The 14,390-nt window shown below is 48.9% G+C and carries 11 protein-coding genes and 1 pseudogene; all 12 read right to left on the reverse strand.

Annotation, left to right across the window (positions count from 1 at the left end):
• Window positions 1–223: 223 nt before the first annotated feature.
• Window positions 224–2,782, reverse strand: a pseudogene (locus tag HMPREF9469_RS33735) (alpha/beta hydrolase domain-containing protein); the annotation flags it as partial.
• A gap of 395 nt (window positions 2,783–3,177) precedes the next feature.
• Window positions 3,178–4,488: a hypothetical protein gene (locus HMPREF9469_RS06745; protein ID WP_007860348.1), complete on the reverse strand. Its 1,311-nt coding sequence runs from the start codon at window positions 4,486–4,488 to the stop codon at window positions 3,178–3,180.
• 15 nt (window positions 4,489–4,503) lie between these two features.
• On the reverse strand, window positions 4,504–5,328 hold the full coding sequence (locus HMPREF9469_RS06750; protein ID WP_007860350.1) for a polysaccharide deacetylase family protein: 825 nt from the start codon (window positions 5,326–5,328) through the stop codon (window positions 4,504–4,506).
• Window positions 5,321–6,172, reverse strand: coding sequence for a polysaccharide deacetylase family protein (locus tag HMPREF9469_RS06755; RefSeq protein ID WP_007860352.1), 852 nt, complete (start codon window positions 6,170–6,172; stop codon window positions 5,321–5,323). The genes HMPREF9469_RS06750 and HMPREF9469_RS06755 overlap by 8 nt, the downstream gene beginning before the upstream one ends.
• On the reverse strand, window positions 6,169–6,930 hold the full coding sequence (locus HMPREF9469_RS06760) for an SDR family NAD(P)-dependent oxidoreductase (RefSeq protein ID WP_007860354.1): 762 nt from the start codon (window positions 6,928–6,930) through the stop codon (window positions 6,169–6,171). Before HMPREF9469_RS06760 ends, HMPREF9469_RS06755 begins: the two co-directional genes overlap by 4 nt.
• 20 nt (window positions 6,931–6,950) lie before the next feature.
• Entirely contained in the window at window positions 6,951–7,649 is a 699-nt protein-coding gene (locus HMPREF9469_RS06765) for an ABC transporter ATP-binding protein (RefSeq protein ID WP_007860356.1), read from the reverse strand.
• Window position 7,650: 1 nt separating this feature from the next.
• Window positions 7,651–8,430, reverse strand: a complete 780-nt coding sequence (locus HMPREF9469_RS06770) for an ABC transporter ATP-binding protein (protein WP_007860367.1) — start codon at window positions 8,428–8,430, stop codon at window positions 7,651–7,653.
• Window positions 8,431–8,435: 5 nt separating this feature from the next.
• Window positions 8,436–9,335, reverse strand: a complete 900-nt coding sequence (locus HMPREF9469_RS06775; RefSeq protein WP_007860369.1) for a branched-chain amino acid ABC transporter permease — start codon at window positions 9,333–9,335, stop codon at window positions 8,436–8,438.
• 13 nt (window positions 9,336–9,348) lie between these two features.
• Window positions 9,349–10,224 carry a branched-chain amino acid ABC transporter permease gene (locus HMPREF9469_RS06780; protein ID WP_007860370.1) on the reverse strand — a complete coding sequence of 292 codons (876 nt, stop codon included), beginning with the start codon at window positions 10,222–10,224 and terminating at the stop codon, window positions 9,349–9,351.
• Between the two features lie 67 nt (window positions 10,225–10,291).
• Window positions 10,292–11,485, reverse strand: coding sequence for an ABC transporter substrate-binding protein (locus tag HMPREF9469_RS06785; RefSeq protein WP_007860371.1), 1,194 nt, complete (start codon window positions 11,483–11,485; stop codon window positions 10,292–10,294).
• 27 nt (window positions 11,486–11,512) lie between these two features.
• A complete protein-coding gene (locus HMPREF9469_RS06790) occupies window positions 11,513–12,943 on the reverse strand; it encodes an amidohydrolase family protein (protein ID WP_007860372.1) in 1,431 nt (476 codons plus the stop codon).
• A gap of 27 nt (window positions 12,944–12,970) precedes the next feature.
• Complete coding sequence (locus HMPREF9469_RS06795) at window positions 12,971–13,747, reverse strand: SDR family NAD(P)-dependent oxidoreductase (RefSeq protein ID WP_007860373.1); 777 nt, start codon at window positions 13,745–13,747, stop codon at window positions 12,971–12,973.
• Between the last annotated feature and the right edge of the window lie 643 nt (window positions 13,748–14,390).

The raw sequence follows: 14,390 nt of genomic DNA on the forward strand, positions 1-14,390 counted from the left end.
AATCTTGTGATGCTACAGGAATCGTGGAATCAATATCGTTAAGCACCATAAGCTTCTTGGGCTCAGCTATTTCATAAAGTCCATCCACACCTACTGCATCCACCTTAAAACCATAGAAACGCTTAAATACATTCGTATATGTATATGCGCATGAATTATCCGCCTTCTTGATTCCAAGGTACAGCCTGGAAGGATTCTGTCCTAATAATTCCTCTGCTAAGGAGGCGGTTTGGCTGATGATATCCCAGATCAGGCCGTTCTCCTGTCTTGTCGGGTCTGCCTCCTTCTCCAAAACCTTCCAGCTGCATCCATACTTCTCAGCCGCATCTGCATCTGCCGTAATGCCAATATAGGCAATTCCTTTGGCTTTCAGTTTTGTTATATCAAACTCCGTATCATTATTAGATATAAGTCCAATCACTGCCTTGCCATTAAAATTATCCGGTATGCAAACCCTGATATAGTTGGTATATGCCTGGGCAGGCTTTCTGATATAAGGGATATCCTCCAGCAATACACCATAGATATTGGCAGTACCGCTCACTTTATAGGTCATTTCCTTATATCCGTCTTTTTCTTCCACATCACCTACCATCTTAATGGAAGGCTCACTTTTCATGGATTCTTCAATATTAGTAAACCATGAAGGGCGATATCCAAATATGGGCTGATTTTCCGCTATGGACATCATACGCTCACGTTCTTCCTCTATCAGGTAGCCCTCTGCAATCGCATCATCCAAAGCGGACTCGTACTGATCCAGATAGTCCTCCCTATCTGCATACAGATCTTCCAATTCCTCTCTGGATATATATACCATGGAGCCGCCGTCTGTAGAGTAGTTTCCATTAACGCCCCCATAATACTTTGCTACAGGCACCGTGATCTGGGGAGGAACAATACCCTCTGTCAGGTTTCCATAGTCATCTCTTGCATCCAGGTCAATATCATCAGCCTGGAAACCGGCCGGCATATCCCCGCCATCCGTCCATTCAATGAGGTTTGCCAAAACAGAGTTGACATAGGAATCCATATTAAGGTCCGTGTTTGTATTGGGACGCCCTGTATCCTTATCTGTCTTCATTGCCGGATAATACCCAGCCGGACGCCCTGCCTGGATCTGAAGTTCATCCGTCAGGTCCGGAGGGAAAATCTTGGATGAGTGGGCTCCGCCTGCGATCACGTAATGGCGGTACATATTCTCTCCCGGCTCATCGCCGTCTTCTTTAATATAATTGGGATTTATTTTAACGCAGGCACTGTAATCATTCTCTCCCTCCACCAATATATATGGCACTGGAGAATCATACGGTGCGGCAAAGCTTCGGGTTTTACCGCCGCTGCTAAGGGCTGAGTCCGCAAATGCTCCGACTACATTAACGAAGCCATCAAAAACAGCATCTCCCTCCCCCTCATCAGAATTATAATCTATTCCCACTGCATTGGCTTGTCCAAAGCAGTTAACAAACGTGTTTAGATACATACCTGACTGCGACTGCCCCATGAGGAATACCTTGTCCGCCGTATTTCCCCCCAACAGATCACAATCCTGCTGCTTTAGCATAACGCCTAACTGACCTAACATATCCCAGAACAAACCGTTCCTGTCGTCATCATTCAGGCTGCTGGTGCCCCATTCCAGTTCTGCATACCGCTTGGAATCAAATTTCTTAAGAGATTCCACATTGCAGTATTTTGAAGTGATTCCCACATAGGCATATCCATTCCGCATAAAATAATCGTAACTTCTGCGCCAAATATCGGGTAGATCCACTTTACTGCTGGCATTCAGTATATCCACAAAAACCACACCGTTAAAATCAGCTGGATCCTCCGGCATATACACAAATACCCTGTTTACATAATCCTGCTCCTTTGGTCTGGTTGCATTGCTGGATGTTGCAGTCACCACTTTATGGTCGTCTTCCAGATCATAGACATGCGCTTTTCCTTTCAGGAAATACTCTGTCTCTTTATAATTATATTTATCAGTAAAACCAATATCCTGCTTTGTTCTTCCGTTTTTCTGGCTTAGATACATGAAACTGTCATCTGTTTCAGCGATCTCCTCATAAGCAGGCGTATTGTTATATGTAGTAATTACCCTTTCCAGCATCTCATCATCCAGTGAATTATTACGGCTGGCTTCACTGGGAGTAGCCTTTGTGGCCTCGCTGGGAGTAGCGGTCTTTTCTTCCTTTAAGCTTAAAGAGGCAGATGCACCTGCACCCTTGATTGCATCTTTCTCTCCTGTTTCCTCTTCTAACTTGTCCGGATCATCAGCGTCCGGTGTTTCCGGGTTATCGGTATCCGGCGTCTCCGGGCTATCCGTGTCCGGCGTCTCCGAATTATCTGTATCCGGCGTCTCCGGGCTATCCGTGTCCGGCGTCTCCGGATTATCCGTGTCCGGCGTCTCCGGATTATCCGTGTCCGGCGTCTCCGGATTATCCGTGTCCGGCGTCTCCGGGTTCTCCGTGTCCGGTGTCTCCGGATTATCCGTGCCCGGCGTCTCCGGACTATCTGTATCCGGTGTCTCCGGGTTATCTGTTTCTGGTGTTTCTGAGTTATCTGTTTCTGGTGTTTCTGAATTATCGGTGTCTGGTGTTTCTGGATTATCGGTGTCTGATGTATTATCTTCTTCTCTTTCAATCTCTTCAGCGTAAGAATTAAAGGGTTTTATACCCCCCCCCCCTGCTGCAACACTGTTTCCTACTCCTAGACTTGATCCCATCATAGAAGCGGCAAGAACTAAAGCCATAACTGGTTTTAATCTTTTTTTCATAAACCTTTTCTTACCCCTTTCTTAATCTTTGCTTTTCATCCTTTTCGCGATTAAGGAATGAAGTACAAATAAAAATACGGTCTGGCCATACTCGTATTAACAAAATGTTAACATTTATAAATATTATATAAAGATTTTCATACATAATAAATAGTAAGTTTTTAACATTTCTAGTACTATTTTGTCTTTTTGTATTTTTTTTACGTATTACTATGAATTTAATTAGGCATTTATTCTAATACGTACCATTATATAATTTTCCGTCACAACAAAACCGGAAAGTATCGGAACCCAGGGAACATACGGCTCAGAAAATATCCTTTGCTTTTAAAACTCAAATAAGCGGACCACCACAGTGGTTGTCCGCTTACTTTTTCGTTCCATTCATTTACCTGCTATACCCTCAACGTCTTATCCTCCATCCCCCTCATACTCATATGCCCGCAGCACAGTTTCTCGTAAAGCGTCCACTGGGCGTCCACATCCTTTGTTATGTGATTAAAATACTCTTTTACCACATCACGGGCATAGTCATGGGCGACAAAATGGCCATCATCCGCTGCCAGATGGTTAACAATGTCATCTTCTGCATTCTTATCCACAATCGCGTATTTTCTCAGAAATTCCGCTGCTTCATGCTCTGTCCACCGCCGGTCCCAGATGTTTCGTGTGACTTCCAGTTTCCCATAGCCTGCGATCTCGCAGTACTCATGCCACAGCGGCATTAATCCTGCCAGAGCTTTGTCCAACCCTGCCGTGCCAAAGATAACCTCCCTCTCAAAGTCTGTCTTCTTTGTATCAGAGTGGTCAAAGCACATGGAGATCACAAACCGTGCAGAGCCTTCCGTAAATGCGGAGGAAGAGGAGAACTGCTGTACCACCGCCATCTCCGGCCAGCACGTGTCAATATAGGTCTGGGTGCGCTTCTCATAATAAGTGAGATGGCCCGGCTCCATCTCATGTCCGATACACTCAATAACGTTGTCAACCGTCCATGGATAATTCAGGTTAAAATTCCTCTCATATTCCAGGTGGTTATAATCATAGCCAAACAGAATGGACAGGAACGCCATATCCGGATTTGGATAGTCACGCACCCTTACCCGGGGCATACTGTTTCCGGTCAAGGTCATCCTGTTCATGGACATGGTATGAAATTCCCCGGTGGTTTTCTTCATTACGTCCAGTATCCTCTCCCTGGGGATGGAGATCCTTTTTCTAAATTCCAGGACCTTATCCCTGGCCGGTCCCGCTCCCGGAAGCGCCTGACCCATCCGGTCCAGGATATCATCAAATTTTTGATAATCATACTCCGGAGCCACCAGGTCGTATAATCTGCCGGTCATCTCATCAAAGCCCATTTTCTCCCCCATCAGCATCCGGGTACGGGTGTTCAAGGCAATCACATGGTCAATGAGGTATCCTGTTCGCTGCAGCTGTTCCGGCGGGGCTGTCTTTTCAAACAGCTTCAGGTTCTCCGCCAGGTGTTGGGACTCATCCAGAATATCCTCCAGCGTTTTTCCGTGTTTTAAATCAGCAATCTCATAATCCGGCAGGATCTTATAATCCCTGGAAAACCGCATGCTGGTCCTGCGCCAGAAGGGGCCTTCCGTGTACCATTGTATATCGATATCATCATATCTGCTTTTGCACAGTGTAAGATCCAGATACTGCTGTGCCATTGCATTTAATGCTGCTTCAGACATAAAAGCCTCCATTTCTCATATCGTTCTCATGTGGGATGCGATCATTTCCCCGGTTGCGATCCACGCTCCCGGTTCCTTCTGTATCCTGCTCAAAAGCTCTTCCAGTATAAAAATACGGCCCTGTTCACCGATCGTCTGGGGATCCAACTGTATATTCATAAGCGTTCCCCAGCGCCTGGCGCCTTCCCACTCATAGATCCAGTTTTTCAGTACCTCATCCATGGATGCGGAGCGGGCCTGTCCGGGGGGAATGGGGGGATCAAATGCAAATGTAAAATAGGGAAGGTCAAACAGCTCCCAGTGAATGGGAAGTTCAACCAATCCGGTGCAGCCGTGGATATAAGGAATATCATTGTCTGAAAGGGAACTGCTGTATTCGTATCCCAACTCCTTAAGAACCATCAGGGTATCCTCATTCATCTCCCCCTCAGGCATCCGGAATCCCTTGATCTGTTTCCCTGTCAAAGCTTCCAGCTTTTTTCCGGCCCTTTGCAGCACCGTGCCCTGTTGGGCACGTGAAAGGCATCCCAGGATTTCATGCTGGTCCCCATGACATCCAATCTCATGCCCTCTGCGGGCAATCTCCTTTACCTGTTCCGGGTAACGCTCCCCAACGGCTCCGGGTATAAAAAAGGTGGCCTTGACACCAAAACGCTCCAATGTATCCAGCAGCCTTGGAAGTCCGTATTCCATTCCTGTTTTTCCCAGACGCATGATGTCCCCGTCATCCACATCCACGTCCGGATAAAAGATCCTTCCATAAAATTCCGCATCCAGGTTCACGCTGACCATCACCCCACAGCTTTTGCCCTCAGGCCAGATCTTCGTATGATCACTCATGATGTTCAACCTCCAATGCTGTTTTATGATACTTTGCTATGTCCAGGCAGGGGGCGCACCACACATCCCGGTTGTCCGCCAAATAACTGCAGAACCGTTCCAACATGACCGCCCTCCCCGGCGTTCCGGCAATCTGTGGATGAAAGGCGGAGGAACCTGTGGTCCCGAATCTGACCATGCCCTCTATTTCCCTGATCCAGTTGGAATAAACCACGTCATAGGAAGCGATCCTGGGCATCCCCTCCAGCACTGCGGGATAGGAATGCAGCACGGTCTGCACGTAATCATCCATTTGTTCATCCCGGCATGGCACATTGATCCCACCGGTTTTCTCCCCATCAACGTAATAGTATCCTCTGCCCTCTCCGCTGGTTCCCGCACTTGAATATAAAAAGCCGCCGCCATTGTAAAGCCATTTTTCCGTCTCCGGCAGCAGAGTCCCGGTAGGTCTTATGCCAAAGGCCCTGCGTCCGGTATATTTCAGGAAAATGTCCTGGCATCTTCCAATGGTATCCTGCTGTTCTGTTAACGTGTCCCCATATCTGCCCGTGTGGTCCAGACCGTGATGCGATATCTCATGGCCCCTGTCCAGTATCTGCCCCACAATCCCCGGGTGTTCCTCGATCATCACCGCTGGAATGAACCAGGTGGCCTTCAAATGAAACTCCTCCAGGATCTCCAAAATCCGGGCCGCTCCCTTATTAGGACCATATGCCCCGATGGATGGCCCTTTGATAAATGCAGCGCCCCCCGGCAGCCTTCTGGCCTTGTTGCGCCAGATGGTTTCCCCATCCAGGTCAAAGCCCAGATTAAACGCACATTTTGCACCATTGGGCCAAATCATATCAGCATCCTCCTGCCTCCGTTGGGAGCCACAATCTGCCCTGTCACGTAGTCCGCGGATTCAGACACCAAGAACAACACCGTGTTGGCAATATCCTCAGGCACTGCGATCCGTCCCAGTGGAATCAGGGGAATCTCATCCCCTACCAGCTCAAAATCAGCCTCCCTGAGCCCCGGCGTATCTGTTGTGGGCACAGGGATCACATTTACATTGATTCCGTAAGGGGCTCCCTCTTTGGCAATGGAGGTGGTAAGGCCAATGACACCGGCCTTTGCGGAAGCATAGTGTGCGCAGAAATCTCCCCCTCCGATCGCATAGCCGGAGCTAATATTTACAATTTTCCCCTTTTTTTGTTCCTTCATATAGGGGAACACTTCCCTGATCATATAAAATGCGCTGTACAGGTTAAATCTGATATAATGATCCCAGCGCTCGTCTGTGATGGTAAAGAAATCACAGGGCGGCTCTCCTCCTCCGGCATTATTGACCAGAATATCAATGGTGCCGAATTTCTCCGCAGTCTTTGCCACCAGATTCCTGATGTCCCCGATCTTACACACATCACAGTGGCAGTAATCGGCAACCCCTCCCTCTGCTATGATCTCATCCCTGACCTTTACGCCATTTTCGTCATTGATATCCGCCACCATAACCTTTGCGCCATAGGAGGCCAGCCCTGCCGCCACCCCGCGGCCTATGCCTCGGCCTGATCCAGTCACGATTGCTGTCTTTCCCGCTATCTTTAAGTAGTCCTTCATTATATTCCCTCGCTTTTTTGTTATTTTTTTCTGCCAAGATATGCCGCAACCACGCTCTCGTCACGGGCGATCTCATCTCCGGTTCCATAACGCACGATTTTTCCCTGTTCCATTACACAGGCATGATGAGCGATTTTTAACGCTTTCCGGGCATTCTGCTCAACCAGCAGTATGGTTACCCCCTGCTTATTGATCTCATCAATATATTCAATCACTTCATTTACAATAAGGGGCGCCAGCCCCAAAGACGGCTCATCTAACACAAGTACTTTAGGATTAGACATAAGTCCTCTGGCAATGGCCAGCATCTGCTGCTCCCCGCCTGACATGGTGCCGGCCCGCTGTGTGTGCCGCTCCTTTAACCTGCCAAACATACTGTATGCCTTTTCCAGTCCCTCTTTCCTGTTTTTAACCAGGTATCCACCCATGAGAAGGTTTTCCTCCACGGTCAGGTTGGGGAAGATCCACCTTCCCTCCGGAACCAGGGCAATTCCCTTTGCCACAACCGCGCTGGCAGACCTTGGGAGGGGTTCGCTGTTATATGAAATCTGCCCGCCCTGTGGTTTCAGCAGTCCGGCAATGCATTTTAGCAGCGTTGACTTGCCCGCGCCGTTTGCCCCTACAATGGAGAGTATCTCTCCCTGTTTCACCTCAAAGCTGACGCCCTTTAATGCCTGGATCTTTCCATAGCTGAATGTGAGATTATCTATTTTCAACATATTAGTCACCTACTCCCAAGTACGCATCGATCACTTCCTGGTTACCCTGTATTTCCTCCGGTCCCCCGGTAGCCAGCTGTCTGCCGAAATTGATAACCGTCATCTCATCACATACGCTCATGATCACATCCATATGGTGATCGATCACCAGTATGGTGATCTCCTTATTTTTCCTGGTTATCTCCCTGATGATGCCTGCAAGTACTGCTGATTCATCCTCATTCATACCTGCCGCCGGCTCATCCAACAAAAGGATCCTGGGCGATGTGGCCAGGGCGCGCACGATCTCCAGCCTTCTCTGCATACCATAGGGCAGATTACCTGCAAGATGGCCGCGTATCTCCCAAAGCCCCATATCCTTTAACGTCTCCTCGCACCGGTTTGCGCAGATTCTTTCTTCCTCTTTGTATTTCCTGTTTTTTATAATGCCTTCCCAAAAATTATAGGTCATGTTTTTCTGATAAGCGATATGTACATTTTCATACACACTTAAATCCCCAAACAGGCGGATATTCTGAAAGGTCCTGGCTATGCCGCTGCGGGCGATCTCATAGGGAAGCTTCCCGGCAATGGATCTGCCGTACAGCATTACATCTCCTTCCGTGGGTTTGTAAACGCCTGTGATCATATTAAACAGAGTGGTCTTCCCGGCTCCGTTGGGGCCGATGATACCAAAGATCTGTCCCTGCCTCACCTTTATATTCACATGGTCGGTTGCCACGATTCCGCCAAACCGTTTGCTCACATCCCGGATTTCCAAGGCATACTCACAATTCTCCATAGATCCTATTCCTTTCTTGAAATTTTCAGGCTGTTTTTGCTGAATTTTCCTTTCACCCAGCCAACAAGCGATTTAAGATCATTCATGGTCAGTTCGCGTGTGCCCATGATGCCGGCCGGGCGGAACAGGATCACGATCACCACAAGGAATCCGTACAGCACCATACGCCACTGCTCAGCAGAGCCAAACCGCAGCAGTTCCGGCAGCGGAAGCATCAGAAGACCTGCCAGGATCGTACCGGTAAGGCTTCCCCTTCCGCCCAGGATCACCATGATCACCAGCTCGTCCGACTTGACCATTGTAAACATGTTGGGCTGAAGATAATGCATGTAATGCCCCAAAAGCGCTCCCGCACAGCCGCACAGCGCGCAGCTGATCACCATGGCTTCCATCTTATACTGGAATACATTGATCCCCACGGACTGGGCGGCCAGCTCCTCCTCCCGGACCGCAACACAGTTCCTGCCGTGGCGGGAATTGATAAATGATTTTAAAACAATAACTGTGATCACCACTATGATCCAGACATTTACAAAATTAGAACCCTTGGGTATGTCCGCCAGCCCTCTTGCCCCTCCTGTTATGGAAGCCGCATTCTGGATGATCAGCTTGATCGCCTCTCCGATCCCAAGGGTCACAATGATAAAATAATCATCGCGAAGCTTCAGCGTTGGATAACTGATAATGGCTCCGATAACAGAGGATGTCACCATGCCTGCGATCACTCCCAGAAAAACCGGCATGTCAAAGTTTTTTGTCAGAAGGGCGGAAGTATATGCCCCGATGGCCATAAAACCGGCATGTCCCATGGAGAACATTCCCGTGAAGCCGCAAAGAATTGACACGCCCAAAACAGCGATCATATAGATACCGACTAATGTCGCAACACCTAACCAATACTCCACTTTTCCGCCTCCTTTATGCTTTATCTTCGCTGGACTTGCCCATCAGCCCGGATGGACGGATCAGCAAAATCACTATTAGCAGAAAATACGCAAACAAGTCTCTCAGCGAGGTGGACACATAGGCGGATATCATTGCCTCCGAAACCCCCAGCACCAGCGCTCCCACAACTGCTCCCGGCAGGCTGCCCAGTCCTCCGAACACCGCACATATAAAGGCCTTGTTTGTATAAAAAGTGCCCAGGGAAGGATAGGCCGTATATTTGGCCCCCAAAAGGGTACCGGCAACACCGGCCAGGCTCCCTGCAATGAGAAAAATGGAGAGGATCAGCTTAAATGTGTCAACTCCCATGAGAGAGGTGGCCTCCAGGCTGAAGGCCGCGCTTCTTATGGCCAGCCCAAGCTTTGTTTTGCGTATGATCAATTCCACTACCAGAAGTGAGATCATGCTTACAAGAAAAATCAGCATGTCCACCAGACCCACATTGGCCCCCATGATCTTTATGCTTTCAGAGGGAAAATTCACCGGAAATATTCTGAACCTGCCAGAAAATGCAATGATGATCAGGTTATCTCCCATCACAGAGATCCCAAGTCCGATGATCATCAGATAGACCCTTCTTGCGTTTCGTTTAAGCAAAGGGCGGTATGCGACAAATTCAATCACCGCTGCCAAAAGCGCTGCCGCTATGATTCCTGCGATAATTCCTGCCAGCAGATCCTGCATGGCATATGTAAGAAAAAAGAATGTGGTAAATGCGCCAATCGTAACCGTTATGCTATGGGTAAAGTTTGTAAAGTTCAGCAGGCTGTAAATCAGGGCATATCCGACTGCCATCAGCGCGTATACGCTTCCCACTGACAGTCCATTGGCTAATTGCTGTATAAACAAGGAAGTTACCTCCTTCTAAACGGCGCACGGCCTACGGGCCATGCGCCATGGTGTTATGGGGATCCTGTCACTGGATAGCCGGTGAGAAAAGGCCAAGTTTGGTAAATCCGCCGTCTTTAATCTGGTAAATGGGAACCTCGCGGTATACCAGATGGGTCTTGGGATCAAATGTGATGGAGCTGGTCAATCCCTGAAGTTCCGTTGTGTTCTCCAGGCTGTCCCTGATCTTGGCTGGATCAGCTTCCCCTGCCTTCTCGATCGCACCGGTAAGGAGCTGGAACGCATCATATGCCAGATAACAGTCCGGTCCTACATTCAGGCTCGGATCATATCCCCATTCCGCCTGGAAATCTTCCAGCAGCCCATGTACATGATCAGATGCAGTGTCCACTGCCACGTTATAGATCATGCCCTCCACGGAATCGGACGCAATGTTAAACAGATCGCTGGACATGGCGCCCTCTGTTGTCAGGAACGGCTGCTCGATCCCAAGCTCCCTTGCCTGGTTGGCGATCAGACCGATCTGTTTATAATATCCCGCCGCAATATACAGGGCGTCAAAATCCCCTGAATTCTTGATCTTTGTCAGTACGGCGCGGTAATCCACATCCCCTGTGTTATACGCTTCCTTTGTCACGATCTCACCGCCTGTGTTCTCCACGGTCTGGGTAAATTCATTGGTAACTCCAATGGAAAAATCGCTTCCGATCTCATAGATGACCGCAATCTTTTTAAAACCGCATTCATTCACCGCATACTGCCCAAGTATGGCACCGCTCTGCGGATCGGACAGACAGGCCCTGAATGCCCATGGACGCACCTCCCCGTCATCTGTTGTGGTAACCTTGGAGTTTGTGGCAATACTGGTAATAAAGGGAATCTCATTTTCAGCCGCCACTTCCCCAAGCGCCAGTGTGGTGGCGGAGGAATCCGTTCCGATAAAAGCAACCACCTTATCGTTAAGGATAGCCTTTCTCGCTGCATTGGTGGTCTCCACCGCATCATCACGGTTATCATAGACCATGATCTCAATCTGCTTGCCCAGCAGGCCGCCTGCCTCATTCTTTTGTTTTGCCAGCAGCTGCACGGTCTGTGACAGAACATCCCCAAATAATGAAGACTCACCTGTGAGAGGACACACCACACCGATACGGATAGTCTCCCCATCAGCGCCTCCGGACGCTGCCTTTTTCTCTCCGCCGCACGCGGTAAGGGAAACCGCCATTGTGACTGCCAAACCAATACTCAGTAATTTTTTCATATTGTCCCCGCCCTTTCTCTGCTCATCTTACAATTTATTTTCCTTTTTCAGCTTTTGTATCATGCTGTTCTTCTCAAGAAGCTTATGACCTGCCCGTTCAAGGAGTTTTCTTCCCTCCTGCTGCGCTTCCCGTATAATCTTCTTTTCATCGATACTTAACAGTATTCTGTCCTCCATTATAATCCTTCCGTCAACCATGGACAGCTGTACCTCGCTGCCGTTGGCAGCATATACCAGGTTGGGAATCAGGTTGGACACCGGATCCCAGACAAGGGGTGTCATCTGGGGCACTTCCAGATCCAACATGATCATATCCGCCTTTTTTCCCGGCTCCAGGGATCCTATGACATGGCCCATACCCATTGCCCTTGCCCCGTCTATGGTAGCCAGCCTCAGCATCTTCCATGCCTGGAACAGGGAGGGATCTTTAAACCTGCACTTATTGAGCAGGGCTCCGATCTTCATCTCATAAAAAAGATTGGAAGAATTACCACCTGAGGTCTGGTCTGAACCAATGGCAAGGCGGGGGCTGTACCTGCTGAATTCAAAGGCAGGAGGAACATTCCCGTCCACAATGGCCTCACTTCCTGAACACAGCACCATCCCTGCCCCCTGTCCGGCCAGAAACCGGATCTCATCTTCACTCGCCACTGACAGGTGAACAGCGATCAGCCTGCGGTTGACCAGCCCCAGCTCATGGAGGAAGGAAATGCTCCTTTTTCCATACCGCATCTGCATCTGCTTTACCTCCCTCTCCCCGCAGGCCAGATGGAGATGAATGGGAAACCCTTCCCTGTCGGACATTTCCTTCATAATCTGTAGGGTTTCCCTTGATACACGGTCCAGTCCCAGAGGACATAATCCGCAGGTAATGCGGCCATTATGGCTGTCATGGTACTCTGTGATCAGCGTTCTGCAGTTTTTTAGAGATTCCTGCTCCAAATCATCTTCCAGAGGATATAGCTCATCATCCCCAATCACAGCCCGGCCAAGAGGCAGCCCATGGACCGTATGGGACAATTGGGCCCTGACTCCGGCCTGCACATGGTTATCCGCAAATAAAAGCATGTCCTCATTGCTGTCAACCATTGTTGTGGTGCCAGCCTTGATGGCCTCCGCTATCATGACCATGGAACCGGCCCTTCTGGATTCTGCTGAAAGGGCCCCCTTTAGCGGAAATACGCAATCGCTCATCCAGTTTTTCGTATCCTGGGCAAATCCTTTATAAATGCTGACACCCGTGTGCATATGTGCATCCACCAGCCCCGGCATCAGAAGTTTTCCCCGCCCGTCTATATACCGGTGGGCTGAGTAATGCTTTATCAGTTCCCCGTTCTCACCAACACCGGCAATCCTGTCCCCTTTTACCGCCACGGCGCCATTGGGTATGATACCGCATCCGGCCGGATCCGCCATGGTCAGCACGATCATATTGTAAAACAGATAGTCTACCGTCATATTCCGCCTGCCCGGTCAACGGACCGCTTACTGCATCCAGGCGCCGCCGTTGGGCGAAAGTACCTGTCCGGTACAATAATCGCTGGCAGCCGATGCCATATATGCCACAGCGTAGGCTATGTCCTCGGGCTGTCCCACCCTGTGCCAAAGGGTGTCGGCGATCTCATCTTCCCATGGCCTGATCCTGGCCATCCTTGTATCCACCAACCCGGGTGCAACGCAGTTCACATTAATATGGTCCTTGGCAACTTCATGGGCGATCTCCTTGGAAAATGCGATCACTCCCCCCTTTGCCGCGGCATAATGGGGATCTGAAAAGTCTCCTACAATTCCTGCCCCTGAACTGATATTTACGATCTTTCCGCTTTTTTTCGCCCTCATCAATGGCAGGACGGACATGGTGAAGCGGTAAACACTGTTCAGGTTCAGTTCGATCAGGCGCATCCACTCCTCCTCCGTAATATCGTCAATGGTCACGCCTCCGCCGCAGCCGGCTGCGTCATTTACAAGGATATCCACGGTTCCGTATGTATCTACAGCTGTCCGGATCACGTTCTGTATGTCCTCATATTTTCTTACATCACAGTAAACAGCCACTGCAAAAAGCCCCTGGGATGTGATCTCCTCCACAACATCTTCCACATTTTCTTTTTCAATATCACATGCAACCACATTTACCCCAAGTCCGGCCAAAACCTTTGCGATCCCTCTCCCAATGCCGTTTCCAGCGCCAGTGACAATGGCTGTTTTTCCCACTAACTTGAAATAATTATACATAGTTTGTTCAATGACCCTTGTCTCCATATTTTTCTCCTTGCAAATTAGATATTTTGATAGTATTATTTTAATAAAAAAAACAGATTTTATCTGGACATTACTATATAAAAATCCTGTATTTCAGTCTGTAGTGTTAATATTATTCAATTTACCTGTTAAAAACATGTAATTGTTATGCATTTTTAACGGTGAGGGGGATGTATATATATTCATTGCGTGTATTGTTTATACACTTTTATGCAGACCGCGGTCTGTAAAATACAAAAAAAGTTGTCAAAAATGTCCGCCGGGGTCACCCTTGCGTCAGATGTTTTTTCAACACCGCCATTACACGGTAGTGTCAAGTAATCTATGAAAAAACGGAGTCTAAAAAATAGGCTCAACCGAACCTTGAAAATTGCAGATATTAATGGTTTTAAGATCTTGGGGCCTTGCCCCAACCCCCACAAGGGACTCGTCCCTTGACCCGATTTCGGGCTTTGCCCGAACCCATCCTCGCCGGAAGGCAGGAAAAGGGTGCAGTTGCCCCTTTTCTGCTGGACAGGATAATCCGTGGGCTTATGTCAATAGACTTTCGCGGCATATCCTCACAGGCGGCCGTGCCGCCTGCTTCGGTATTCCACGGTTCTATTGACAACAGCCCCGCTCCATCTCTGACATGCCGTTTTTC

Origin of the sequence: [Clostridium] citroniae WAL-17108, from assembly GCF_000233455.1 — a bacterium.
In the GTDB taxonomy this organism is placed as follows: Bacteria; Bacillota; Clostridia; order Lachnospirales; family Lachnospiraceae; genus Enterocloster; species Enterocloster citroniae.

Excerpts from the sequence above, each read along its gene's own strand:
- HMPREF9469_RS06785 (WP_007860371.1), bottom strand. The coding sequence starts at position 11,485 with ATGAAAAAATTACTGAGTATTGGTTTGGCAGTCACAATGGCGGTTTCC.
- HMPREF9469_RS06790 (WP_007860372.1), bottom strand. The coding sequence starts at position 12,943 with ATGACGGTAGACTATCTGTTTTACAATATGATCGTGCTGACCATGGCG.
- HMPREF9469_RS06755 (WP_007860352.1), bottom strand. The coding sequence starts at position 6,172 with ATGATTTGGCCCAATGGTGCAAAATGTGCGTTTAATCTGGGCTTTGAC.
- HMPREF9469_RS06750 (WP_007860350.1), bottom strand. The coding sequence starts at position 5,328 with ATGAGTGATCATACGAAGATCTGGCCTGAGGGCAAAAGCTGTGGGGTG.
- HMPREF9469_RS06745 (WP_007860348.1), bottom strand. The coding sequence starts at position 4,488 with ATGTCTGAAGCAGCATTAAATGCAATGGCACAGCAGTATCTGGATCTT.
- HMPREF9469_RS06765 (WP_007860356.1), bottom strand. The coding sequence starts at position 7,649 with ATGTTGAAAATAGATAATCTCACATTCAGCTATGGAAAGATCCAGGCA.
- HMPREF9469_RS06795 (WP_007860373.1), bottom strand. The coding sequence starts at position 13,747 with ATGGAGACAAGGGTCATTGAACAAACTATGTATAATTATTTCAAGTTA.
- HMPREF9469_RS06760 (WP_007860354.1), bottom strand. The coding sequence starts at position 6,930 with ATGAAGGACTACTTAAAGATAGCGGGAAAGACAGCAATCGTGACTGGA.
- HMPREF9469_RS06770 (WP_007860367.1), bottom strand. The coding sequence starts at position 8,430 with ATGGAGAATTGTGAGTATGCCTTGGAAATCCGGGATGTGAGCAAACGG.